This is a genomic window from Bacillus sp. 196mf (assembly GCF_003217275.1).
Taxonomy (GTDB): domain Bacteria; phylum Bacillota; class Bacilli; order Bacillales; family Bacillaceae_G; genus Bacillus_A; species Bacillus_A thuringiensis_S.
Genome location: NZ_QJTG01000001.1, coordinates 79,074 through 102,882 on the forward strand (window position 1 = coordinate 79,074; position 23,809 = coordinate 102,882).

A 23,809-nucleotide genomic window follows, 5' to 3' on the forward strand; every position below is an offset into this window, starting at 1 on the left:
ATTAGTAAAATAGAAATTTTATCATATAAAGCTCATTGTATTTATTGATTAATGAGCTTTATTTTTTTTGATTTCTTTCCTTACACTGAAAATAAACACAATATAATAGTATTATGAAAGGTAGGTGAAAACACGATTTCATTTTTCACATTCTCTTATAATTTTTAAATTACATTGCTCATTATAACCACGTATCGTTCATTTGGTACGTGGCTTCTTGCTGTATATACATATCTTTTCACGGACAGCAAACGGCAATTATTTATAAAAGTATTAATAGAAATTCAAAATTTATACCGTTTCGTGTCCGTCATCATTCAACCAAGCATAAAACAATTGATTCATGGGATTTTTATATTTACGTGTTCCATTACGGAATGATATGTGATTGATTATGTTGTTAATTGCTCCACGGATATACGCTTTTAAATTGCTGATGTTATTTTTATTTTTGATTTCATCAATGACCTTGAAGAACATCTTTTTGCTGATTCCATTTTCACTTGCAAATACATATTCCTCGTGAATAATATCGTTTTGTATAACATCTTCTTTGTTAACAGTACTAGTATTTATAACTTTATTTTGATTAGAAATATATACTTCGGAATGATTAGAAAAACTTCTAGAAGGCGATTCAGCAATATCATGGCATACCGTATCATCATTGACTTCCTCCGTTTGACATATCCGTTTGACATTCATCATTTAACTGTAAATTTTCTTTACAGTTGGCTTGTGGAATGAACGTAAATACTAATGAAGCGAATTGTTCCGATACATTACGATTTTGTTCAATTTGAATTAAATCAGCGCATTTGTCTTTAATTTTCTTTAGGTTGCGTGAAATTGTAGAAGCGGTAACATCACATTTAATTGCTAATGTAGAATTCTTTTGTGATACTACAAACAAAGCTTTTGCGTACGCTTGTTGAGAAATTGCTTCGATAATAGTAAATAAAGTGGATCCAGTTTTAACGTTCAGTCGTTCAAGCAAACGTTTCTGAATGTAATTAATGTCGCTTTTAATACACATAAGTATTCTCCTTTTCATGGAGAAGAAACTTTGCTACAATTAAAATACATAGCAAGTCCTTCACGGATTTGTGGTGAACCGTTTATTCCCAAACTTTGGTCGGTGGGGGAGTAGACGGTTTTATTTTTATTTCCTTTTATTATTTCGCTTACGATTGATTACATTTTCACTTCCAAAGAATCCATAAGTCGCATGTTTCTCTTGAACAGTACTATCTGCCAAATGACTGTATATAAGAACCGTTCGTAAATCAGCATGTCCAAGGATTTTTCGTAAGGATTCAACATCACCAGAAGATGATAAATAATGAGTAGCAGCTGAATGACGTATTAAATGTAAATAGAATCGCTTTTTAATTTTGGCTTCAATTGCATATTTTCGCATATCACGTAACACATTGTTTTTGCTTAACATACGCCCGCTCAATGATAGGAAGATTAAATCATCAACATCGCCTTCAAATGCTTCATTTTCTTCTAGCAATTGCATAAGCAAACGATAGGTTTTATTCGATAATGGGACGGTACGAGATTTTCGTGATTTGGCGTTATTTGATTGTATAATTACCGCTCGGTTTGTATGGTCAATATTTGATGGTGATAACAACAATGCTTCGGTTATACGAAACATTCCATCAATGAGAAGGTGTAATAATACATAGTCACGAAAATGCTTGAAACTCTTATTGGAATATGATTTCGCCACTTTCAATAAGTTGTTTAATTCATCAACTGAGAGAATATCAATTCGTGTGTTATCTTTACGAAATCCCTCGAATTTATTAAATGGATTTTTACTGATGATTTCTTGGCGTAAACACCAATTGATGAATGTTTTCAAACGTTTAATCCTACTGGAGATAGTTTCATCAGCTAATCCAACAGTTTGAGCACTTTCAGGCACGTAAGCATGACCATCAAAGCGTACATATTCATTTTTTAACCAGTAGACCCAGTCGGAAATGAAGTTTGTTGTAATGTCGGTCATATAGAATGTTTGAGCATTTTGTGTTTCATGAAATGCTTTTATACTATTAAACATAAGAAGGAATTGATTCAATGATTTGGGGCGTAGGTTTTGTTTCACTTTTGCATCAATGAAACGGTTAAATACACGCTCAACAGAATCTTCTTTTGAAATTTTGCTAGTTTTTCGTTTGTGAGGTTGTCGTTTTTTTACGATTTCTTTTTCAGTGAAGTATGTTAAAGACATAAAAAACCCTCCTTCATTCTCATTTAGAGTTAAAGGAGGAGTTTCAATCAAAACTTGAGCGGTACTCACCGTTAGTTTTGGTCAAAATATGAAATTATCAACAGTTGATACAAAAGGATATGACCCCGGAGAGGCTCGAACTCACGACCTCCACCCTGTCAAGGTGGCGCTCTCCCTGCTGAGCTACGGGATCCCAACTATAAATGTTACCATCAGCAATGTGTTTTCATTTCATTCGTGTAATTGGAGGATTTGTATAATTTATTGAATATTGTAACATTTGATGTATTCCTATAATAGCAACAAACTTTAATAGTGTAAAGATGTAATTTTCTGAATGTTATCATTCCAATTTGTATATAAAAAATAAGCCCCGAAGAGCTTATTTCAATAATAATAATATCACTGCAATTATCAATGATATCATCAAAAATACAAGTATAAATAATGGAGCTCGTTCATGAGCTATCTTCCTGTAAGTGTCATTGAAGCTGTATAAATTGTATCTACAGAACCGTCAGCATTTGTAATTTTAACTTTGTAACGATATTCCCCGTTTTCTGGAAGTTGTCCACCCCAACCAGTTGTATTGTAAAATTCTTCGTTTGTTCCAGCTGGTAATTCGGAGCCGAAATTGAAGTCAGTTTCATAGTAACCCCAGCCACTTGCCCATTTCTTTTCAATAGTTACACGATAGCGCACATCTTCAGCTCTATCATTTGTGATTTTTGCAATCATATTTTGGCCGTAGCTGTACTCTGTAGCGTGTAATTGAATTGTGAAACCATTCAACGTTTCGCTAGGACCACAAATATAACGACAGAACTCGCTTGCTCCGTCAGCATTTGCCTTCGGTGTATCAATGTTCATAGCTGTTAAACCGCCTAAAGTTAAAGCTCCTGTTAATAATACTTTACCAAATGCTTTCACTTAAAATTCCCCCTAAGTATATTTTCAATTCGTTCGATAGATATCACATTAAGTAGTTTTATAACATTAATCTAATCGAACACTTTTTTCCTCGAGTGCATTCGCTATGAATCTTTCATCTTGTAGTAATCTAATCTCTACATAAAATTTCATAGTTTTGATTCCATATATGTATCATGATTTACATAGAACAAATCTGTTAATACGTTTGGTTAATTGCTTATCCCACTACTTTTTATTACCTTTTATTGGTAAAACATTGGTTTTATTATATACCATTATTATCTATTTACAAGAGAAAATAATCCTGTATGCAAAAATGCATAATAAAAACCACTACTTGTATTCTGAATTACAGAATACAAGTAGTGTTGGGTTTCAATTAATATTTAATTGGAACCTAATGCTAATTTTTTATGTTTAACAGTATACATATATCACTGTTTTTTTTAGTCATAATTGATAAAATTTGTTCAGGGGACGCTCTTCCTGTTGAGCTATGGGATCTTTAAAAGGGAAAGTATAAGCGATTATGAGAGTAATGTATGAAGGGATAATGATGAGAAGCGAATTTAGTAGAAAGTAGTCTTTGGATGTAGAGGTTATATTATTTCCGATACCAATCGAAAGGACCTTCATCACTCAAATCAACAAGAAAAGGTAACAAGAAGTGTAAAGGTAAGCTTATAAGTTCTGGCATAGCGTTCACTGTTTTCTTTGATAGATATTGCCTCCCAAAACAATACGGACAATCTTTTTCAAATGCCAAGAGTATCGACCATACGTCTTTTACTTTCCATTTCGTTTTACAATACGTACAACGCGCCATTGAGTTCCTCCTCAGTTTAAGGTGTTTTCTAATATATTCTACTTTATTGTACGAAAGTCATTTGAATTTGATGTGGTAAAATGCAAAACAAGCCTAACCTCGTTCTACATTCAGGAAGGGGCTAGGCTTGTTTTAATTCCGTTCAAAGTCTCTTTGTATCAGGCTGTTTATACATTGCCTAGATAGCTTCGTGTTAAATTCGGGAGAATAATTTTTCCGTTTTTACTGTATTTTTCGAATAGCTCTGATAGGAGAAAAATAAAATTTTTATACTGTTCGTCATTTTCTTTCGGAGCATAAGATGCTGATAAATTCCTTCCCAAAAACCCTTCATAATCAAAAAGTAAATCATTTTGATATTCTTTAAAATCATACTTTCCATCTTTAAAAAAGTTGTTAAATACTTCTGGAGTTTCATCTATTCCACCGCTAAAGCCTTTAAAGTTTGGACAGGTTTTCTGGCAAATTTCTGCATTCTCTTTAATAAGTGGACTAGTTAAACCTCTACTATTCCAAACAAGTGCAACATTTGCTTTTTGTTTTAAAATTCGTTGGCATTCGATTTTGAAAGCCTCTTTATCAAACCAATGAAATGCTTGGGCAACAGTTACTAAATCTACACTATTTTCTTTTAAAGTGGTATTTTCAGCAGTTGCTTTTATGGATTGAAAACGAGAATATAGTTTTAACGATTGCTCAGCCATCTTTCTCATATCATCATTTGGCTCAACTCCAATAACATGTAAACCACTTTCAAGCAGCTGGTGGCTAAATATCCCCGTACCTGAACCAATATCAGCCACAATCCGATTTCCTTTCAGTTGGTTAGCTGAAAGCAAGTAATCAATATATTCATTAGGATAACTAGGGCGATATTTTGCATATATATCGGCCCTGTCAGTAAAATTTTCTGTTGTTTTCACAGTACTACCTTCTTTCTTACGATATTATGTACAGAAATAGAAATTAAATATGAATTCCGGCATCAGTCTCTAAGTCTACAACTTAAGAGTCCAGCTAAATAGAAAGCCTCAGTTTCTTTATTCAAATATCCTTTATCCGTTTAGTATACTATTTTAGATAATATCTTCCAAAAGACTAGAATGGCTTACTCAATTATGTTTTAAAGTGTATATTTTTATGGATTTATTTAATAATTTATGAGCGATTGTATGTCGTATTACGTTTACGTAGGTAAGAGATTTTCATTTTTGCTATTTAAATTGGCCAATATATCCTTTTTACAATTTACTGAAAATCATGTATAACAGAGATACATGATTATTTTATCTCGCTATTTGCGGGCAGTAAGATCCCTTACCTCGAAATTTAGCAAAAGTAAAGAAGTTAGGTTGGGGTCGGGATGGCCGTAAAAGTCCGATTGGTGAGGGTTGATGAAAGTTTCACTTTATAAATATTCAGAAGTAGAGGGAGAAAAGTTGTAATGGTAAGAAAAACGTTCAAGATGCGCGTGTCTAAAAATAGAACGATTTCGATTAATGGCTCGATTCTTGATGTGGATGTTACACATGATGAATTTTTACAAGAGTTTGTTGAGTGGGTTGATTCTAAAGGTTGGTCGTTTATGGGGATAACCGATGAGATTACGCCCGAGGAAGCTAGTCAAAAGTTAATAGATTCGTTGATAGATGAGAAGGATAAGAAAGAGTAATTCCTTCTTATTTTTATTGTATATTTATGTTCTTTATCGTAAAAATATGATATAGTAAAAAATAGTGAAAATTCTTCCAGTTTAATACAAATTACATATGATTGGTAGATTTCTTATTTTGTTAGAGGAGTAAATGGAAAAGGGAGAGTCATATGGTAAATTTTAAGAAAATTTTGGTTTTTATTACAGTTATTTGTTTGTTTTTGTTGACACCTATGACATTGCGTGCTGAGACGAATATTGGAGTAAATCCAGAACAAGTTGCACCACCACCTGCAGAAGGACCGAATGTTTTTAGTCAGTTTGCAACGACAATTGATGCGAAAACAGGAGATGTTATGTATGACAAAAACGCATATCACCGAGCATATCCTGCTAGTACGACGAAGGTGTTAACAGCGATTTTACTCATGGAGCATACAAAGCCAGAGGATCAATTTACATTTTCACAATTAGCATTAGATCAAGAGAAGAGTAATTATCAAATTGAGTTTCAACCTGGAGAGACAATTAATAGAAATACTGCGCTTATGATTTTAATGGTGCTGAGTGCGAATGATGTGTCGTATGCGATTGCGGAGCGGATTGGCGGGAGTGTTGAGAATTTCGCTAATATGATGAATGAGAAAGCGAAGCAATTAGGGGCGAAAGATAGCCACTTTGTAACACCGAATGGACTGCATGATCCGAACCATTATACGACGCCGTATGATATGGCTATGATTACGAAGGGTGTGCAAAAGTATCCTGAAATTTTACAAGCGATGAATACGAAAAGAACGACAGTTACGACGTCTAGGCAGACGGTGTCTATTTTTAATAAATCTAATTTTTTTGAAAATCCATATAGCATTGGCGGTAAGACAGGGTTTACGAATGAAGCGCGTAATACGCTTGTTTTATTAAATGAGAAAGATGGAAACCGTATTATAAGCGTAGTAATGGCTTCTCAAAGACCTGAAATTTATGAAGATTTGAAGCAGATGGCGGAATATTCTTTCGGTCAATTTACGAAGCAAATGGTGCTGGATAAACATAATTGGCATCAAAAAACAACATATTTAAATAAAGATGTTAATTCTGAGTTGGAACAAAGTGCGGAGCTTATGCTTAAGAAAGATGAAGGAAAAAATGTGAAAACTATTTTCCGGGCGGCTTCATTAGATAAAGAATCTTTATATCATAAAGGAATACATCGTGGTGAGGTAGTTGGTGCAGTTGATATTACGAAAAATAATCAAACAATTGCGACGGTAAATGTTCTTTCAACAGAAGATGTCACTTTTGCGATGCCTAAAAAAGATACAACTATGCCTGAAGTAAAAGACTCAAATGTTAAAGTAATAAGTGTTGGGATAGGTGCGATTGTATTATTTGGGGCAATTTTATATGTAGTGTTGCGCCGAAATACAAAAGGAATGAAATCAGAAGGTAAATAAATTACTAATAAAAAGATTGTGTGAAATTTTGGCACAGTCTTTTTTTTATACTTTAAATAACTAATAATTGTAAATTTTCTTATTGCAATAACTTAAAGTTCGTTATATCATTTACTTGTGTTCTTGTTAAAGAACATAATGGATATTGCATACTTCAAATAATATAAAACAACGGAGAGGGAGAGAGACGATGAAATTAATTTGGAAGGTAATTAGCAACGCGATCTCATTTGTTTTATTTGCATTGATGGTTTTTTTAGCTTTTGTAGTTATTTCTTCAAAAGCGAGCGGTGGTGATCCGACAGTGATGGGATATCAATTTAAGAGCGTTCTTTCAGGATCAATGGAGCCGACGTTTTTAACAGGATCAATCATTGCAATAGAACCAAACAAAGATGGTTCTAAATATCAAAAAGGTGATGTTATTACCTTTAAAGAGAAAGATCAAAAAATTATCACTCACCGTATTATCGGTGTGAAAGATACAAATGGAAAAGTAATGTATGAAACAAAAGGGGATAACAACAACGGACCAGATTTAGAGCCAGTACTTGCAGAAAATGTAGTTGGAAAGTATGCAGATATTACAGTTCCGTACGTTGGTTATTTACTGAATTATGCGAATTCAAAAGCGGGAGCAGCATTACTTCTTATTATTCCAGGAGTCTTTTTACTTGGATATTCCGCGATTTCTATTTTTGGGGCTATTCGTAGCATTGACGGAGAAAAGAAAGATAAAAAAGTAGAACAATCCGTCTAGTTCGTTTGGTTATACTTTCCGTTTAGGAAGTTAACAAATATATATATTAAGGGGATATGGACATGACTTTAAAGAAAAAATTAGGAATGGGTATTACATCAGCAGTACTAGGAGCAGCGTTAGTTGGTGGAGGAACATTTGCATTTTTCAGTGATAAAGAAGTGTCAAACAATACATTTGCGGCTGGGACACTGGATTTAGCATTAAATCCATCAACAGTTGTTAACGTATCGAATTTAAAACCTGGGGATACAATTGAAAAAGAATTTAAACTAGAAAATAAAGGCTCTTTAGATATTAAAAAGGTTTTACTGAAAACAGATTATAATGTAGAAGATGTAAAGAAAGATAATAAAGATGATTTTGGTAAACATATTAAAGTAACATTCTTAAAAAATGTAGATAAGCATGAGACAATTGTGAAACAAACCACTTTAGATAAATTAAAAGGTGACACACTTACAGCTGTAGATAATGATTTATCGGCTTGGTTCTGGGATGAAAAAGGTATTTCAGCAGGTAAATCTGATAAATTCAAAGTGAAATTTGAGTTCGTTGATAATGGAAAAGATCAAAATCAATTCCAAGGCGATAAGTTACAATTAAATTGGACGTTTGATGCACAACAAACAGCAGGTGAAGAAAGATAATAACAAAAAGGGCTATCACATGGATAGCCCTTTTTCTATTTTTCTAGTATTTGTCTATCAATTTTAATAGTTCTTTACTATAATATAGATAATGTTCTGTATAAAGAACGTAATGTTCGATGGGAGAGATTAAGATGCTGAAAAGACCGCGTAATTTTAAAAAGATGCTTATATTGCCGTGTATGTGTTCTATTACGTTTTATTTAGGATCTCAAATTATGACGCATACAGAAGCGGCGTTCATTCATGAAACGAAAGTAGAAGCGACGTTTTCTACAGCAATTATATTTCCGAAAACAGTTAATACGTTAAAAGAGCAATCTGAGAAACATAAACAGTTTATTGAGCGTGAGTATGGAACGATGAAGGGAAAATCGAAAGCAACTTCTATTGAAGAAATAAAACAGGCGATTTCTGTATGGCAACAAGGGCGTGAGAAAATTGTTGCTGAGAAGGAAGCTCTGCAAAATGTATATACTGAAATAGAAGCTCCTTACAATCAAATACAAGAAGAATTAAAGGTAAATAAAGATGAGTCGATGCAGCAAGTGTCCGTATATGTAAATGAAGGCTTTCGCAGTATCAAAGAGAAACGTGACTATATTGAGAAAGAAATTAGCTTGAAAGCTATTGATGAGCAAATTCAGGCTCTTCAGCAACAATTAAACGTTGCAATTGAAGCGGAAGGACAAAAGAAAGTAGAAGAACAGAAGAAAGTAGAAGAACAGAAGAAAGCAGAAGAACAGAAGAAAGCCGAAGAACAGAAGAAAGTAGAAGAACAAAAGAAAGTAGAAGAACAGAAGAAAGCCGAAGAACAAAAGAAAGTAGAAGAACAAAAGAAAGCCGAAGAACAGAAGAAAGTAGAAGAACAGAAAAAAGTAGAAGAGCAAAAGAAAGCGGAGTAACTGCTTTAGTGAAACAGTCAGAAAACAAGAATGTGGTGTAAGAGAGAGTGAACGAATAAGTAAGACTAGTAATATTTATACGAGTGTGAGGGAACGTTAGCCCTCACTTCTTTATTTTTCTTTTTTCTTATAGTATTAAATGATTTGAGTGTGAAAAAAGATATAAATCATCATTCGTTTTTCTGAAAAGTCTAAATAATATTGAGAAATAAAAATAACTGAAAATATTAATAAATATGTGTTGTGTTTATATAGGTTTGTTCGTTATAATGAACATAAGGTTTTTAAAAAAGAACACATATTAGCTAAGCTAATATAGTTTTCTTTACATCTCTTATTGAAAAATAAGTGATAAAAATATAAAAAAAAGCTAGGGGGAATTGATTGTGAGTCTGAAAAAGAAATTAGGTATGGGAGTTGCATCAGCAGCATTGGGGTTAGCTTTAATTGGTGGAGGAACATTTGCATTCTTTAGCGATAAAGAAGTATCAAACAATACATTTGCAGCTGGGACGTTAGACCTTACATTAAACCCTAAGACGCTTGTAGATATTAAAGATTTAAAACCAGGGGATTCTGTTAAGAAAGAGTTCTTATTACAAAACAGCGGTTCGTTAACTATTAAAGACGTTAAATTAGCAACAAAGTATACTGTTAAAGATGCAAAAGGTGATAATGCTGGTGAAGACTTTGGTAAGCACGTTAAAGTAAAATTCCTTTGGAACTGGGATAAACAAAGTGAGCCTGTATACGAAACAACTTTAGCAGACTTACAAAATGTGGATCCAGATCTTTTAGCTAAAGACATCTTTGCTCCTGAGTGGGGAGAAAAGGGTGGATTAGCAGCTGGTACAGAGGATTATCTATGGGTGCAATTTGAATTTGTAGATGACGGAAAAGACCAAAATATCTTCCAAGGTGATACATTGAATTTAGAATGGACATTCAATGCTAACCAAGAAGCTGGGGAAGAAAAATAATAAAAAAGCGGGTATTCCCGCTTTTTTTTATAAAGAAAAAGAAGTGCTGGTTGTAAGCACTTCTTTCTATTATTATTTTTGATTTTGCTTCCACTTTGTAAATTCAAGAAATTCACGAAATTGTTCTTTGGAGACACCAGAGTTCATTGCATCTTTAACGAGTTGTGTCCATTCGGAGTCTAGGTTAGTTTCCTTTGTTGTTTCATCATGAAGTAAAGTATCAACTGGAATTTGTAGAACTGCTGCGATTTTTTCAAGAAACTGAATGGAAGGGTTTTTTTGTAAATTTCGTTCTATAGAACTAATGTAAGATTTAGCAACGCCAGCTTTTTCGGCAAGTTCAGTTAATGAAATACCTTTTTGTAAACGAAGGCGTTTTATACGTTCTCCAATCATATTTGCGCACCTTTCTATCAATATGTAGTTGTCTTATGATGTCATTATTATAACATAAACTTCGTTAAAAAGAACAAACCTATTGAGCCTGACTGGATGGCTTCATACGTTGGAAAAATTGCTCAATGTCTTGCATGGCGATACCGGCATCTAGAGCTTCAAGTATTAAATCAATCCATTCTTGATCCAGTGCGTCTGTCTTATCTTTGTACAAATGTAATTCCTCCCTAATTATCGGTCATAATTGCTGCTACAGAATACATGATAATGCAATCGGATTTTGTGTTTTATATAGTGAATTATCAAATATTTTGTAGATGAAACAAAGATAAAATCCCCATTAAACTCCCTCTATGGAAATTATAAATTGTTCGATAAAAACTTTCAATATTTTCAGAAAACATTGTTGAATTGTGATATATTCGTATGCTAACTATGAAATTTTTACAAATATATTAAAAACATTACATAATATGACTAAATATTGAAAAAATATTGAATTTTTAATAAAATTCAATTTGTAATACATATTATTTATTAGGGGAGGAAATATGGGATGAACAAGAAACCGTTCAAAGTTTTGTCATCAATCGCTTTAACAGCTGTATTAGGCCTTTCATTCGGAGCTGGCACTCAATCTGCATATGCTGAAACACCTGTGAATAAGACAGCTACGAGCCCAGTCGATGATCATTTAATTCCAGAAGAACGTTTAGCAGATGCACTGAAAAAACGTGGGGTAATTGATTCTTCAGCTTCAGAGAAAGAAACAAAGAAAGCTGTTGAAAAGTATGTAGAGAACAAAAAGGGTGAAAATCCTGGGAAAGAAGCAAAAAATGGGGATCAACTTACGAAAGAAGCATCTGACTTTTTAAAGAAAGTGAAAGATGCGAAAGCAGACACGAAAGAAAAACTAAATCAGCCAGCAACAGGGATACCTGCAGCGACAGGCCCAGTTAAGGGTGGTCTAAATGGTAAAGTACCAACTTCTCCAGCAAAGGGAAAAGAATATAACGGTGAAGTTCGTAAAGATAAAGTACTCGTTTTACTTGTAGAGTACGCTGACTTTAAACATAACAATATTGATAAAGAACCTGGTTATATGTATACTGACGATTTTAACAAAGAACATTATGAAAAAATGTTATTTGGTAATGAGCCATTCGCATTAGAGGATGGTAGCAAAATCGAAACGTTTAAACAATATTACGAAGAGCAATCTGGCGGTAGTTATACAGTAGACGGAACAGTTACAAAATGGTTAACAGTTCCTGGTAAAGCTGCTGATTACGGTGCAGATGCTGCTACAGGTCATGATAATAAAGGACCAAAAGGACCACGTGATCTAGTAAAAGATGCATTAAAGGCAGCTGTAGATAGCGGTCTTGATTTATCACAGTTTGATCAGTTCGATCAATACGATGTAAATGGTGATGGAAATCAAAATCAACCTGACGGTTTAATCGATCATTTAATGATTCTTCATGCGGGTGTTGGACAAGAAGCTGGCGGTGGTAAATTAGGTGATGATGCAATTTGGTCACATCGCTGGACAGTTGGACCAAAACCATTCGCAATTGAAGGTACACAAGCGAAAGTTCCATATTGGGGCGGAAAGATGGCAGCATTCGACTACACAATTGAACCAGAAGATGGCGCAGTTGGTGTATTCGCGCATGAATATGGTCATGATTTAGGTCTTCCAGATGAGTATGATACAGACTATACGGGTCATGGTGAGCCAATTCAAGCTTGGTCTGTTATGAGTGGCGGCAGCTGGGCGGGTAAAATCGCTGGAACAACACCGACGAGTTTCTCACCACAAAATAAAGAGTTTTTCCAAAAAACAATCGGTGGTAACTGGGCAAATATCGTAGAAGTAGATTACGAGAAATTAAATAAAGGTATCGGTCTAGCAACATATTTAGATCAAAGTGTTACGAAATCTAACCGTCCAGGTATGATTCGTGTTAACTTACCAGATAAAGATGTAAAAACAATTGCACCAGCATTTGGTAAACAGTATTACTACAGTACAAAAGGTGACAATCTTCATACAACGTTAGAAACACCACTGTTCGATTTAACGAATGCAACGAATGCGAAATTTGATTTCAAATCGTTATATGAAATCGAAGCAGAGTATGATTTCCTTGAAGTACATGCTGTAACAGAAGATGGTCAAAAAACGTTAATTGAAAGACTTGGCGAGAAAGCAAATAATGGAAATGCAGATTCGACAAATGGAAAATGGATTGACAAATCATATGATTTAAGTCAATTCAAAGGTAAAAAAGTAAAATTAACGTTTGAGTACATTACGGATGGTGGTTTAGCATTAAATGGTTTCCTACTTGATAATGCTTCATTAACAGTGGATGGTAAAGTAGTATTCTCTGATGATGCAGAAGGTACACCACAATTAAAATTAGATGGTTTCGTTGTATCTAGCGGAACAGAGAAGAAAAAACATAATTACTACGTAGAGTGGAGAAACCATACTGGATCAGATAGCGCATTGAAATTTGCTCGCGGTCCAGAATATAACTCAGGTATGGTTGTATGGTATGCAGACTCAGCTTACGCAGATAACTGGGTTGGTTTACATCCAGGACATGGTTTCCTTGGTGTAGTTGATTCTCATCCAGAAGCAATTGTAGGGACTTTAAATGGTAAACCGACAATTGAAAGTAGTACACGATTCCAAATCGCTGATGCTGCATTCTCATTCGATAAAACGCCAGCTTGGAAAGTTGTATCTCCAACGCGTGGAACGTATACGTATGATGGCTTAGCGGGTGTACCGAAATTTGATGATTCGAAAACGTATATTAATCAACAGATTCCAGATGCAGGACGTATTTTACCGAAGCTTGGTCTGAAGTTTGAAGTAGTAGGACAAGCTGATGATAATTCTGCAGGTGCTGTTCGTTTATATCGTTAATACTGTGAAACTACCGAGAGATTTTCTTTCGGTAGTTTTTTTGTGAGCAATGAATTTTATATAGCTGAAAAAGTCATATATAATGTAACTTTAAGAATAGAAATTTGTTATATATGAAGTCTATATAAATAATGAAAGAATTGGATAAAAATAGTGGGAGAAGGTGAGTGAATGAGTATTACCTCTATTGTAAGTAGGCAAAAGGAATATTTTTTAAAAGGGCATACGAGAAGCATCGAAATGAGAAAGAATAATTTGAAGAAGCTTTATGAAGGCATTCAGCGTTTTGAAGAAGAAATATTTCAGGCATTGAAATTAGATTTAAATAAGTCAGTTCACGAGTCGTTTACAACGGAAGTTGGATATGTATTAAAAGAAATTTCCTTTCAATTGAAACATATGTCATCGTGGAGTAAACCGAAGCGAGTTCGAACAGCACTCACTCATTTTGGATCAAAAGGAAAAGTAGTGCCAGAGCCGTATGGTGTGACGCTTATTATTGCACCGTGGAACTATCCTTTTCAATTAGCAATTGCACCACTTGTAGGAGCACTTGCAGCTGGAAATACAATCGTTTTAAAGCCGTCAGAGTTAACGCCAAGCGTTTCAAAAGTGCTTAAGAGAATGTTAGGTGGATTATTCCCAGAAGAGCTTGTAGCGGTAGTAGAAGGTGGCGTTGAAGAGAGTACATCTTTGCTGAGGGAACCAATTGATTATATTTTCTTTACTGGTAGTGTTGGCGTTGGAAAAGTTGTAATGGAAGCAGCAGCGAAACAGTTGACGCCGCTTACGTTAGAACTTGGCGGGAAAAGTCCTTGTATTGTACATAAAGATGCAAAGATAGAGATGACAGCAAGAAGAATTGTTTGGGGTAAGTTTTTAAATGCAGGGCAGACATGTGTAGCGCCTGATTATATGTACGTGCATTCTTCCGTGAAAGAACAGCTAGTTGAGGCACTGCGACATGAAATCACAGAGCAGTATAGTAAAGAACCTTTGCAAAATGAAAATTACGTGCGTATTGTAAGTGAGCGGCATTTTGAACGATTATGTGGATTTTTACAAGATGGTCAAGTCGTAATTGGTGGAAACTATAAGAAAGATACATTACATATTGAACCGACAGTGCTAGCGGATGTTACATGGCAAGATGCTGTTATGGAAGATGAAATTTTTGGTCCGATTTTACCAATCATAGAGTACGACAATATAGAAGATGTAATTGGCACAATCCAGCAACATCCGAAGCCATTAGCGTTATATGTATTTTCGGAAGATAAAGAAGTACAAAAGAAAGTGACGAGTAATATTTCATATGGTGGAGGCTGTATTAATGATGTTGTCTACCATCTTGCCACGCCATATTTACCTTTTGGGGGTGTTGGAAGTAGTGGATTAGGGGGTTATCATGGGAAAGAAAGTTTTCGGACTTTTTCACATTATAAAAGCATTTTAGCCCAATCTACAGCATTCGACATGAAAATTCGTTACTCTTCTACAAAAAGTGCTTTAAAATTCATACGAAAGTTGTTAAAATGATGATGGTGTTTATCAGTAGGCGTAGCCGTATGATAATAGCCCCTTCGCGATGGAAGGGGTTTTTCTGTTCGACGTTATGTATCATGCGAAAATGAATCAAACATACTACATAAAGAATAGAAACGAACGCTTGCTAAATAACCATTTTTGTTTGGATCGAAACAAAAAATAGTCTATAGAACATAAATATTTATTCATGAATATAAAAATTTAAAATTTAAGGTAGATAGGACGGGAAAATGAAAAAGATTATTAAAGTTGAAGCAGTTGAAAAACATTTTGGAAATCAAGTGATTATCCCACCTCTTTCTTTAGATATTAAAGAGGGAGAGTTTTTAACAATTTTAGGGCCGAGTGGCTGCGGGAAAACGACTTTACTTCGTATGATCGCAGGATTTGAAACTCCAACTAAAGGGAATCTTTTATTAGATGATGAAAGAATTAACGATTTGCCGCCATATAAGCGTCATATGAACCTAGTGTTCCAACATTACGCACTATTCCCGCATATGACAGTAGAGAAGAATATTTGTTTTGGTATGAAAATGCAGAAAGTATCAGCAGCAGAGCAGAAAGAGCGTGCTGAAGAGGCAATGCGTTTAACGCAGTTACTTGAGTTCCGTAATCGTAAACCTGCTAAGCTTTCTGGTGGACAACAGCAGCGTGTTGCAATTGCAAGAGCGATTGTAAATAATCCGCGTGTATTACTATTAGATGAGCCACTTGGAGCGCTTGACTTTAAGTTACGAAAAGACTTGCAACGTGAATTGAAAAACTTACAACGTAATTTAGGAATTACGTTTATATACGTAACGCACGATCAAGAAGAAGCAATGAGCATGAGCGATCGTATCGTCGTTATGAATAAAGGCCATATCGAACAAATTGGAACGCCGAAAGAAATTTATAATAAGCCGAAAACATTGTTCGTTGCGACATTCATCGGTGAAAATAATATTGTGAAAAATGGGGAAGGCTATGTAGCAATTCGCCCTGAAAATGTGAAAGTACGTTCGGTTGAAGAACCAATTTTAAAAGAATACCATCTTGGACATATTGAAGATATTGAGTTTGTCGGAAATATGGAGAAGCTTTATGTACGTGATGAGAAAACATCAGAATTACTAATGGCATATCAAACTGCTGAAGAGGCAGCGCAGTGGAGCATTGGAGATAATGTATATGTAGGCTGGGAGCAAGAGGACGAGGTGACCTTAAATTGAAAAAAGGGAAATTACTCGCACTACCTACAGTCGCGTGGCTGTTAATTTTCTTCCTAATCCCGCTCGTATTCGTATTAGGATTCGCCTTCATGCAGCGCGGAGCTTACGGGACAGTAGAAATGCAATTTACGCTGGAGAATATATCCCGTGTGTTTGATCCATTGTACTTAGGAACGTTATGGGAAACTGTTAAGATTGCAGTTATTACTACAGTAATATGTTTATTAATTGGTTATCCATTTGCGTATACAATTACAATTGTTGACCGCAAATATCGTTCTATTCTTTTATTATTGGCAACGATCCCGTTTTGGATTAACTTTCTTGTTCGTTCATACGCATGGATTGTTATTTTACGTTCACAAGGTCTTGTGAATACGTTGTTATTAAAACTCGGCATTATTAGTGAACCGTTAAATTTATTATATAATACGCCTTCTGTAATACTCGGAATGGTCTATTCTTTATTACCATTTATGATTTTACCAGTGTATGCAGCAATTGAGCAGCTGGATAAGCGTAAGCTAGAAGCGGCTTATGATTTAGGAGCAACACCAATAAAGGCATTTTGGAATATAACAGTGCCGATGACAATGTCAGGAATTGCGACTGGTTCTATTTTAGTATTCGTTTCTTCTATCGGAATGTTTGTTGTATCAGACGTGATGGGCGGATCGAAAGTAGCATTAATCGGAAACGTTATTCAAAACCAATTCTTAGGTGCACGTGACTGGCCGTTTGGATCTGCGTTATCGATTATCGTTGTTCTATTCTCTGTTCTGTTAATTTACTTATATTATCGTGCAACGAAAGTATATAAATATAATGAGAACGGAGGGGAATAGGCAAAGATGAAGAAGTTTTTAGTTTCTTATTCTTGGTTAATTTTGTTATTCTTGTATTTTCCAATGATGGTTTTAATGGTCTATTCTTTCAACGACTCTCGCATTAATGCGGAGTGGGAAGGTTTTACATTCCATTGGTATACAGATTTATTTCAAAAACAAGATGTTATTGATGCATTTGTAAATAGTATTACGATTGCAGTTATAACAACGATTGTGACAACGGTACTTGGTGTATTCTTTGCGATTGCTTTACATCGTTATAAATATCGTTTCGAAGGGGCTATTAATGGCCTTGTATATTTACCAATTTTAATTCCTGATATTTTAATGGGATTATCTTTACTAATTCTTTTCAGTCAGCTAGGAATGGAACTTGGACAAACAACGATTATTATTGCACATATTACATTTAGTATTTCGTTTGTTGTTGTTATTTTAGCTGCGCGTCTTTCAAGTATGGGACGTGACTTAGAAGAAGCTGCAAATGATTTAGGAGCAACGCCTTGGCAAACGTTTCGTTTTGTAACGTTCCCAGCAATTGCACCGGGAGTTATTTCAGCAGCATTATTAACATTCACATTATCAATTGATGATTTTGTAATTAGTTTCTTCGTATCAGGACCAGGATCAACAACATTGCCATTATACATTTACAGTATGGTTAAGCGCGGAGTATCACCAGAAATTAATGCTCTTTCTACAATTTTAATTGTTGCTATCGTAGGATTAATGGTTCTATCTGAAATCTTCCGTAACAAAGGTGCAGATGGTGAAGAAAACTCTGGAGGACACCTTCCTTTATAATACGAACGATATAGAAAGTACGAGGGGGTAATAAACCGATGAAATTAATGAAAAGAATAGCTGGCGCAGCAATTAGCTTTAGCCTTGTTGCTGGTGTGCTTGCTGGTTGTGGTGAAAAGAAAGAAGAATTAAATATTTATAGCTGGGCTGACAATTTTGATGAGCAAGTGCTAAGAGATTTTGAAAAGAAGTATAATGTGAAAATTAACTATGATAAGTACGCAAGTAACGAAGAAATGCTTGCGAAATTACAAGCTGGTGGCGCAAAGTATGATTTAATTCAACCATCTGATTACATGGTTAAAACAATGGCAAAAATGGATTTATTAGCGCCGTTAGATAAAAAGAATATCCCAAATATCGAAAACATGGTTTCTAATTTCAAAACACCTGCGTTTGATCCAGAGAATAAATATTCTTTAGTGTACACTTGGGGTGTAACAGGGATTGCATACAATAAAAAGTATGTGAAAGAAGCACCTACAAGCTGGGCTGACTTATGGAATGAGAAATATAAAGGACATGTAACGTTATTAAACGATTCTCGTGAAGTATTAGGAGTGGGTCTTAAGAAGCACGGGTTCTCAAACAGTACGAAAGAAGATGCAGAGTTAAAGACAGCAGCAGATGATTTAAAGAAGCTGCTTCCAAACTTATTAGCATTTGATACAGATAACATTAAACAAAAATTCATTACAGAAGATGCTTGGATCGGAACAGTTTGGTCTGGAGATGCAGCATTTATCGCAAAAGATAATAAAGATGTAGAATACGTTGTACCAAAAGAAGGCGGCACAATTTGGGCTGATACGTTAGCAATTCCAAAAGGTGCAAAACATAAAGAGCTTGCTGAGAAGTTTATGAACTACTTACTTGATGAAAAAGTAAGTGTGAAAAACTACGAGTCAATTGGTTACAGTAATCCAAATGAAAAAGCTCATCCTCTTCATAGTAAAGAATACCGTGATAATCACATGATTTTCTTAACGAAAGAAGAGTTAGATCGTACAGAATGGCTTGTTGATGTAGACGATAAGTTAAAAGACTATGATCGTTACTGGACAGAGCTAAAAACAAAAGGTAAATAAGTAAGAAAATGCGGTTTCTAAAGTAGAAATCGCATTTTTTCATAGTAGGAGGAAATCGTTTGAAGAAGAAGTTACATCAGTATGAGGTAATATGTATCGGTTTATTATTTGCTGTATTTAGTATTGTTGCTTGGCGCGTACATGCAGGTGGCGTTACAGTAATGGATACATATGTCCGCGGATTAGTAAAAGGGCTACAAACGGAAAGTTCCCTTACATTTTTCTCGTACTTTACAAAATTGGGGTCAGCAATTGGGATAGCTGCTACGCTCGTTATAAGTTTGCTTGTTTTTTGGAAGAAGCGTTATTATGCTGCGATGATTGTGTATCCAATGGGAATTTTAATAACACATCTTGTGAATAAAGGGATAAAAGAGATTGTAAAGAGAGAACGTCCGTCATTAAATGAAGCGTTAGATGCACTTGGATATAGTTTTCCTAGTGGACATGCAATGCTATCGATTATGACATTTGGATTTCTTGCTTATATCATTGCTGCTAATTTGAAAAGCATAGCTGGGAAATGTGTCATAACGATTTTGATGGGTATAGTAATCCTATCGATTGGATTAAGTAGAGTCATTTTAAATGTACATTACCCAACTGATATTTTAGCTGGTTACTGCGTAGGTGGTATTTTGTTAGTTATCGCTATTTACTATCATCGTTTACTTACTGAGAGATTGGGGCTTAATAAAGAGAGATAGAAAAAACGCCTGGAAAAACTATCATTATAGTGTTCCTAGGCGTTTTTTGTTTGTATAAAGATATGATACAGTATAAGTGACAATTGAATTATTTAAAGTAGGTGAAAATGTGTGAAGACAAATGTTCATAAAGTTGATAAGTGGGGGAAGTTAGGAGCTTTTTTGTATCAATTTCGTTATACAGTAATTGTAGCGTTACTGTTGCTTGCAATCGCACTTGGGATTTTTGCTCCAAAGCTACCGGGAGTATTAGGTGGTGACGGTTTCCAAACGGAAGGAGACTATCAAAAAACAAAAGAAATTTTAGATAAAGATTTTAAGAAGTCTCAAGATACGCTTCTGCTCGTTTTTGAGAAAAATCAAGATGCTTCGCATGAGGAATTTAAAAAGCGAATAGATGAAATTGTAAAGAATGTTCAAGAGAAAGAGAACTATGAATCTTTCCATCACCCAATCCAAAATAAAGAAATGCTACAAGATGACATCGGTTATGCGACAATTTTATTTTCCGGGAAAACAAATAAAGAAAGAATGGAAAAGACATTACAATTTGCTAATGAGATTGAGAAAGAAAGTAATGTAGCATTAAAAGTAACACCTACAGGATTTCCGAAAATTAATCAAGAGATTAATGAAAGAACGCAAAATGATTTAAAAGTAGCAGAAATGATTGGATTACCAATTGCGTTTCTTGTATTACTATTTTCGTTTGGTAGCCTTTTGGCATCAATTTTACCGATTTTGAATGGAGCGCTTAGTGTTATTAGCACGATGGGTATATTGTATTTCATCGGTGTGGATAAAGAACTATCTATTTTCGTGTTAAACGTTGCACCGATGATTGGACTTGCACTATCTATTGATTTTGCGCTATTATTTGTGAACCGTTTTCGAGAGGAAGTTGCTAAACGAACGGTAAAAGAAGCGATAGCAATTACATATCAGACGGCAGGACGTGCAATTGTATTTTCAGGATTATGCGTATTTGTTGGGTTATCCGGTTTGTTTTTCTTTAAGATAGATTATATTCAATCTGTCGCAATTAGCGGAATGATTGTTGTGATTATGAGTATTTTATTCTCACTCACACTTCTTCCAGCGTTATTATCGTTAATCGGTAAAAAAATATTAAAAAAGAATCAAGTAGCACATACGCCGGCAAAAGCATGGCGTAAATTTGCACAATTTGTGATGAAACATCCAATTGCAATGATTGTTGTTGTTACAACATTTATTGTTATTTGCTTATTACCGTTACGTACAGCTAATTTGCAGTTCCCTAGTGTTGAAGCTTTACCTGAAAAGAGTGATACAAGGATTGCATATGAAAAGTATGAAGAAGCATTTAATAAAACTGTCAAAACACACGCTGATGTTACGTTAGTTGTAGAGACGAAAAAAGATATGAAAGAAAAAGAAAGTCTACAAAAGATAGAAGAAGTCGTTCAAAAGTTAAAAGATGATAAAAAAGTACATGAAGTAAGAAGTTTATACGACGGGTTAACTGGAATGAAAGCAGATCAAGTTGCTGGAATATTGCAGTCGCCAGAAGCAGCAAAACTAACTCCTGTATTTGAAGCATACACAAAAGGGAATAAGACGACGATAGAAGTTTTTTTGAAAACAAAACCACGTACAGAGACTGCAAAACAGTGGGTGCGTGACTTTAAAAAGAACTATAAAGAAACGAATGTTACGTATTATCTAGGCGGAATGACGACGTTTCAACAAGAATTAGAAGATGAAATTAAAGATAAAGTTGTAATTGGTATGTCTGTTATATTTGGATCGACCTTTGTTATATTATTATTTGCATTCCGATCTATACTCATTCCAATTAAGGCAATTATTATGAATATACTTAGTTTGAGTGCAACCATTGGAATTGTTGTTTGGTTATTTGAAGGTGGTCATTTCGGTTTAGAAGCGAGTCCGGTTCTGTTTGTCTTACCAATCTTCATTTTTGGCCTCGTATTTGGGCTTAGTATGGATTATGAAGTATTTCTTATTTCACGTATTCACGAGCTCTATGAAGAAACAGGAGATAACGATCAAGCAACGTTAGAAGGGCTCGTTTCAACAAGTAGAATCATTACATCAGCTGCATTAATTATGATTGTTGTAACGGGTGCATTCGCATTTACTGATATTTTACCAGTAAAGCAGATGGGGCTTGGCGTGGCATTAGCAATATTTCTTGATGCAACAATTATTCGTCTTATGCTCGTTCCAAGCTTAATGAAGTTATTTGGAGACTGGAATTGGTGGTTACCATTTCGAAAAAAACGAGAAAAATCATCGTAAAAAAATGCTCATCATATTGATGAGCATTTTTTTATGAATAGCAAGACCTACATTTTGCAAATAGTATGTGATAAGAACATTACATACAAGTAGGTGAAGGCAATGTTTCGTTATTTTAAGTTTAAGTTAAATGATACAGTACAGTTTGCAGAAAACGATGGGCATATGTATCGCATTGTCGGTTATCGGTTAGAAAAGGGATTTTATCCAAAAGATGAATGGACTCATATCATTTATGAACTACTTAGAGAATTTGACGGGTATACGATGGATGCAGAGGAGGAAGAACTTGTAAAGGTCGTTCAAGTAGAGGATGAGTATTACAAAATAAAAGAAGTATCAGGTTATCGTTATCCAGTAAAAATGAAACAAAAACAACAAGTGATGAAAATAGAAAGGATGGACGATTTATTAGATGCTTACAATGACTATAAAAGGTTGGCGGATTTCTTTAAAGATTTATCGTATGAACAAAAAGCTGAAGAAGTATTGTTAGAAATGAAAAGACTTAGAGCTTGAGGGGCAGTCTATTATAAGACTGTCCTCTATTTTTGACGGTGCACCAAAGTGTGTTTTCCGTTACAATGAGAGAATCAATAGAAATAAGGTGATAAACAGTATGGAAACAAAGAAAAAGGGCGAATGGTGTGAAATTACCGTTCCAGCTAAATGGAATGGTATAAGTATTGAATCGGTATTAAAAGTAGAATGGGAAATACCGAAAAAGCTATTACATCAGCTTCGTATGGAAAAAGGTGTTACGGTTAACGGAGAACAAAGAAGATGGAATGAGCTTTTAAAAGAGAACGATAAGTTACAAGTTCATATGTTTGCGGAGGAAGAGTACGGTGTGGATCCAGAATATGGTGAATTGCATGTAGTATACGAAGATGATCACGTACTCATCGTAAATAAACCAGAGAAAATGGACACACATCCTGCTGAAAAAGGTGGAACCGGGACGCTTGCAAATCTTGTTGCTTTTCATTTTCAAATGCAAGGTTTAGAGGCGAAGGTGCGTCATATTCATCGTTTAGATAAAGATACGACAGGTGGTGTCGTATTTGCTAAGCATAGAATTGCTGGTGCAATTATGGATCGTTTATTAATGGAACGAAAAATTAAAAGGACGTACGCAGCGCTCGTTGAAGGGAAAGTAAAGAAGAAACAAGGAACGATTGATGCTGCTATTGGAAGGGATCGCCATCATGCTACAAGGCGTCGTATTTCTCCAAAAGGTGACCAAGCTATCACATATTATAAAGTAGAAAAGTATTTTAAGAAGCAAAACACGACTTTCGTAACGTTACAATTAGAAACGGGTAGAACGCATCAAATTCGTGTTCATATGAGCCATAATGGTAATCCACTAGTTGGGGATGTATTATATGGTGGACAAACAAAATATATGTCCAGTCAAGCATTGCATGCGATGAAGATAAATTTCTTGCATCCAATTACGAAAGAAGCGATTGAAGTTGATGTGCCGTTTCCTACAAAGTTAGATAATAAAATAAGAGAATTTCAAAAAGAAAATGCGTAA

24 protein-coding genes and 1 tRNA gene are annotated in these 23,809 nt (G+C 34.8%); 16 read left to right on the forward strand and 9 right to left on the reverse strand.

Annotated features, from left to right (window positions below; genetic code table 11):
- Positions 1–291: 291 nt before the first annotated feature.
- The 7 genes from ATL10_RS32150 to ATL10_RS00450 all read right to left on the reverse strand — a co-directional run bounded on the left by ATL10_RS32150 (position 292) and on the right by ATL10_RS00450 (position 4,930).
- Positions 292–705: a hypothetical protein gene (locus ATL10_RS32150; RefSeq protein WP_346763350.1), complete on the reverse strand. Its 414-nt coding sequence runs from the start codon at positions 703–705 to the stop codon at positions 292–294.
- Positions 665–1,036, reverse strand: coding sequence for a hypothetical protein (locus tag ATL10_RS32155; protein ID WP_346763351.1), 372 nt, complete (start codon positions 1,034–1,036; stop codon positions 665–667). The genes ATL10_RS32150 and ATL10_RS32155 overlap by 41 nt, the downstream gene beginning before the upstream one ends.
- A 126-nt stretch (positions 1,037–1,162) precedes the next feature.
- Positions 1,163–2,248, reverse strand: a complete 1,086-nt coding sequence (locus ATL10_RS00430) for a tyrosine-type recombinase/integrase (protein WP_258375759.1) — start codon at positions 2,246–2,248, stop codon at positions 1,163–1,165.
- Between the two features lie 120 nt (positions 2,249–2,368).
- Positions 2,369–2,441, reverse strand: a tRNA-Val gene (locus ATL10_RS00435).
- A 272-nt stretch (positions 2,442–2,713) separates the two neighbouring features.
- Positions 2,714–3,178, reverse strand: a complete 465-nt coding sequence (locus ATL10_RS00440) for a hypothetical protein (protein WP_090975860.1) — start codon at positions 3,176–3,178, stop codon at positions 2,714–2,716.
- A 607-nt stretch (positions 3,179–3,785) separates the two neighbouring features.
- Positions 3,786–4,007, reverse strand: a complete 222-nt coding sequence (locus tag ATL10_RS00445) for a hypothetical protein (RefSeq protein ID WP_098836228.1) — start codon at positions 4,005–4,007, stop codon at positions 3,786–3,788.
- A gap of 167 nt (positions 4,008–4,174) precedes the next feature.
- On the reverse strand, positions 4,175–4,930 hold the full coding sequence (locus tag ATL10_RS00450; protein WP_098851124.1) for a class I SAM-dependent methyltransferase: 756 nt from the start codon (positions 4,928–4,930) through the stop codon (positions 4,175–4,177).
- A gap of 521 nt (positions 4,931–5,451) precedes the next feature.
- Here ATL10_RS00450 and ATL10_RS00455 point away from each other — a divergent pair.
- From ATL10_RS00455 to calY, 6 genes are all read left to right on the forward strand, one after another.
- On the forward strand, positions 5,452–5,679 hold the full coding sequence (locus ATL10_RS00455; protein ID WP_000251856.1) for a hypothetical protein: 228 nt from the start codon (positions 5,452–5,454) through the stop codon (positions 5,677–5,679).
- A 152-nt stretch (positions 5,680–5,831) separates the two neighbouring features.
- Complete coding sequence (locus ATL10_RS00460) at positions 5,832–7,118, forward strand: D-alanyl-D-alanine carboxypeptidase family protein (RefSeq protein WP_016513126.1); 1,287 nt, start codon at positions 5,832–5,834, stop codon at positions 7,116–7,118.
- Between the two features lie 190 nt (positions 7,119–7,308).
- Positions 7,309–7,878 (forward strand): signal peptidase I SipW, encoded by a 570-nt coding sequence (sipW, locus tag ATL10_RS00465; RefSeq protein WP_000767802.1) that lies wholly within the window; start codon positions 7,309–7,311, stop codon positions 7,876–7,878.
- A gap of 62 nt (positions 7,879–7,940) precedes the next feature.
- A complete protein-coding gene (locus ATL10_RS00470; protein ID WP_000172852.1) occupies positions 7,941–8,528 on the forward strand; it encodes a CalY family protein in 588 nt (195 codons plus the stop codon).
- 119 nt (positions 8,529–8,647) lie between these two features.
- Positions 8,648–9,433: a DUF4047 domain-containing protein gene (locus ATL10_RS00475; protein ID WP_110496226.1), complete on the forward strand. Its 786-nt coding sequence runs from the start codon at positions 8,648–8,650 to the stop codon at positions 9,431–9,433.
- Positions 9,434–9,819: 386 nt separating this feature from the next.
- Positions 9,820–10,413 (forward strand): biofilm matrix protein CalY, encoded by a 594-nt coding sequence (gene calY / locus ATL10_RS00480; RefSeq protein WP_000053715.1) that lies wholly within the window; start codon positions 9,820–9,822, stop codon positions 10,411–10,413.
- A gap of 72 nt (positions 10,414–10,485) precedes the next feature.
- On the opposite strand, the gene ATL10_RS00485 is transcribed toward calY, so the two are convergent.
- Positions 10,486–10,809 carry a helix-turn-helix domain-containing protein gene (locus ATL10_RS00485; RefSeq protein WP_000578885.1) on the reverse strand — a complete coding sequence of 108 codons (324 nt, stop codon included), beginning with the start codon at positions 10,807–10,809 and terminating at the stop codon, positions 10,486–10,488.
- 79 nt (positions 10,810–10,888) lie between these two features.
- Entirely contained in the window at positions 10,889–11,023 is a 135-nt protein-coding gene (locus ATL10_RS00490) for an anti-repressor SinI family protein (RefSeq protein ID WP_000276219.1), read from the reverse strand.
- Between the two features lie 342 nt (positions 11,024–11,365).
- On the opposite strand from ATL10_RS00490, the gene inhA1 reads away from it, so the two are divergent.
- The 10 genes from inhA1 to ATL10_RS00540 all read left to right on the forward strand — a co-directional run bounded on the left by inhA1 (position 11,366) and on the right by ATL10_RS00540 (position 23,809).
- Positions 11,366–13,753, forward strand: coding sequence for a M6 family metalloprotease immune inhibitor InhA1 (inhA1, locus tag ATL10_RS00495; RefSeq protein WP_110496228.1), 2,388 nt, complete (start codon positions 11,366–11,368; stop codon positions 13,751–13,753).
- A gap of 171 nt (positions 13,754–13,924) precedes the next feature.
- Entirely contained in the window at positions 13,925–15,292 is a 1,368-nt protein-coding gene (locus ATL10_RS00500) for an aldehyde dehydrogenase (protein WP_110496230.1), read from the forward strand.
- A gap of 239 nt (positions 15,293–15,531) precedes the next feature.
- A complete protein-coding gene (gene potA / locus ATL10_RS00505) occupies positions 15,532–16,515 on the forward strand; it encodes a spermidine/putrescine ABC transporter ATP-binding protein PotA (protein WP_000720333.1) in 984 nt (327 codons plus the stop codon).
- Positions 16,512–17,360 (forward strand): spermidine/putrescine ABC transporter permease PotB, encoded by an 849-nt coding sequence (gene potB, locus ATL10_RS00510; protein WP_000715500.1) that lies wholly within the window; start codon positions 16,512–16,514, stop codon positions 17,358–17,360. Before potA ends, potB begins: the two co-directional genes overlap by 4 nt.
- Before the next feature lie 6 nt (positions 17,361–17,366).
- The gene (gene potC / locus ATL10_RS00515; RefSeq protein ID WP_000714190.1) at positions 17,367–18,167 is read left to right on the forward strand and encodes a spermidine/putrescine ABC transporter permease PotC; all 801 of its coding nucleotides are present in this window, start codon (positions 17,367–17,369) and stop codon (positions 18,165–18,167) included.
- 38 nt (positions 18,168–18,205) lie between these two features.
- Positions 18,206–19,255, forward strand: a complete 1,050-nt coding sequence (gene potD / locus ATL10_RS00520) for a spermidine/putrescine ABC transporter substrate-binding protein PotD (RefSeq protein WP_000772490.1) — start codon at positions 18,206–18,208, stop codon at positions 19,253–19,255.
- Between the two features lie 59 nt (positions 19,256–19,314).
- Positions 19,315–19,962: a phosphatase PAP2 family protein gene (locus ATL10_RS00525; RefSeq protein WP_053564950.1), complete on the forward strand. Its 648-nt coding sequence runs from the start codon at positions 19,315–19,317 to the stop codon at positions 19,960–19,962.
- A gap of 111 nt (positions 19,963–20,073) precedes the next feature.
- Positions 20,074–22,266 carry an MMPL family transporter gene (locus ATL10_RS00530; protein WP_097925277.1) on the forward strand — a complete coding sequence of 731 codons (2,193 nt, stop codon included), beginning with the start codon at positions 20,074–20,076 and terminating at the stop codon, positions 22,264–22,266.
- A gap of 102 nt (positions 22,267–22,368) precedes the next feature.
- Positions 22,369–22,785, forward strand: a complete 417-nt coding sequence (locus ATL10_RS00535; protein ID WP_098235223.1) for a histidinol dehydrogenase — start codon at positions 22,369–22,371, stop codon at positions 22,783–22,785.
- A 100-nt stretch (positions 22,786–22,885) separates the two neighbouring features.
- Positions 22,886–23,809 carry an RluA family pseudouridine synthase gene (locus ATL10_RS00540; protein ID WP_000448347.1) on the forward strand — a complete coding sequence of 308 codons (924 nt, stop codon included), beginning with the start codon at positions 22,886–22,888 and terminating at the stop codon, positions 23,807–23,809.

What these genes read in the sequence shown, in the direction of transcription:
- potA (WP_000720333.1), top strand. Translation starts at nt 15,532, where the DNA reads ATGAAAAAGATTATTAAAGTTGAAGCAGTTGAAAAACATTTTGGAAAT.
- ATL10_RS00430 (WP_258375759.1), bottom strand. Translation starts at nt 2,248, where the DNA reads ATGTCTTTAACATACTTCACTGAAAAAGAAATCGTAAAAAAACGACAA.
- ATL10_RS00535 (WP_098235223.1), top strand. Translation starts at nt 22,369, where the DNA reads ATGTTTCGTTATTTTAAGTTTAAGTTAAATGATACAGTACAGTTTGCA.
- ATL10_RS00475 (WP_110496226.1), top strand. Translation starts at nt 8,648, where the DNA reads ATGGGAGAGATTAAGATGCTGAAAAGACCGCGTAATTTTAAAAAGATG.
- ATL10_RS00485 (WP_000578885.1), bottom strand. Translation starts at nt 10,809, where the DNA reads ATGATTGGAGAACGTATAAAACGCCTTCGTTTACAAAAAGGTATTTCA.
- ATL10_RS00500 (WP_110496230.1), top strand. Translation starts at nt 13,925, where the DNA reads ATGAGTATTACCTCTATTGTAAGTAGGCAAAAGGAATATTTTTTAAAA.
- ATL10_RS00540 (WP_000448347.1), top strand. Translation starts at nt 22,886, where the DNA reads ATGGAAACAAAGAAAAAGGGCGAATGGTGTGAAATTACCGTTCCAGCT.
- potC (WP_000714190.1), top strand. Translation starts at nt 17,367, where the DNA reads ATGAAGAAGTTTTTAGTTTCTTATTCTTGGTTAATTTTGTTATTCTTG.
- ATL10_RS00470 (WP_000172852.1), top strand. Translation starts at nt 7,941, where the DNA reads ATGACTTTAAAGAAAAAATTAGGAATGGGTATTACATCAGCAGTACTA.
- potD (WP_000772490.1), top strand. Translation starts at nt 18,206, where the DNA reads ATGAAATTAATGAAAAGAATAGCTGGCGCAGCAATTAGCTTTAGCCTT.
- ATL10_RS00445 (WP_098836228.1), bottom strand. Translation starts at nt 4,007, where the DNA reads ATGGCGCGTTGTACGTATTGTAAAACGAAATGGAAAGTAAAAGACGTA.
- ATL10_RS32155 (WP_346763351.1), bottom strand. Translation starts at nt 1,036, where the DNA reads ATGTGTATTAAAAGCGACATTAATTACATTCAGAAACGTTTGCTTGAA.
- sipW (WP_000767802.1), top strand. Translation starts at nt 7,309, where the DNA reads ATGAAATTAATTTGGAAGGTAATTAGCAACGCGATCTCATTTGTTTTA.
- inhA1 (WP_110496228.1), top strand. Translation starts at nt 11,366, where the DNA reads ATGAACAAGAAACCGTTCAAAGTTTTGTCATCAATCGCTTTAACAGCT.
- ATL10_RS00460 (WP_016513126.1), top strand. Translation starts at nt 5,832, where the DNA reads ATGGTAAATTTTAAGAAAATTTTGGTTTTTATTACAGTTATTTGTTTG.
- ATL10_RS00455 (WP_000251856.1), top strand. Translation starts at nt 5,452, where the DNA reads ATGGTAAGAAAAACGTTCAAGATGCGCGTGTCTAAAAATAGAACGATT.
- ATL10_RS32150 (WP_346763350.1), bottom strand. Translation starts at nt 705, where the DNA reads ATGAATGTCAAACGGATATGTCAAACGGAGGAAGTCAATGATGATACG.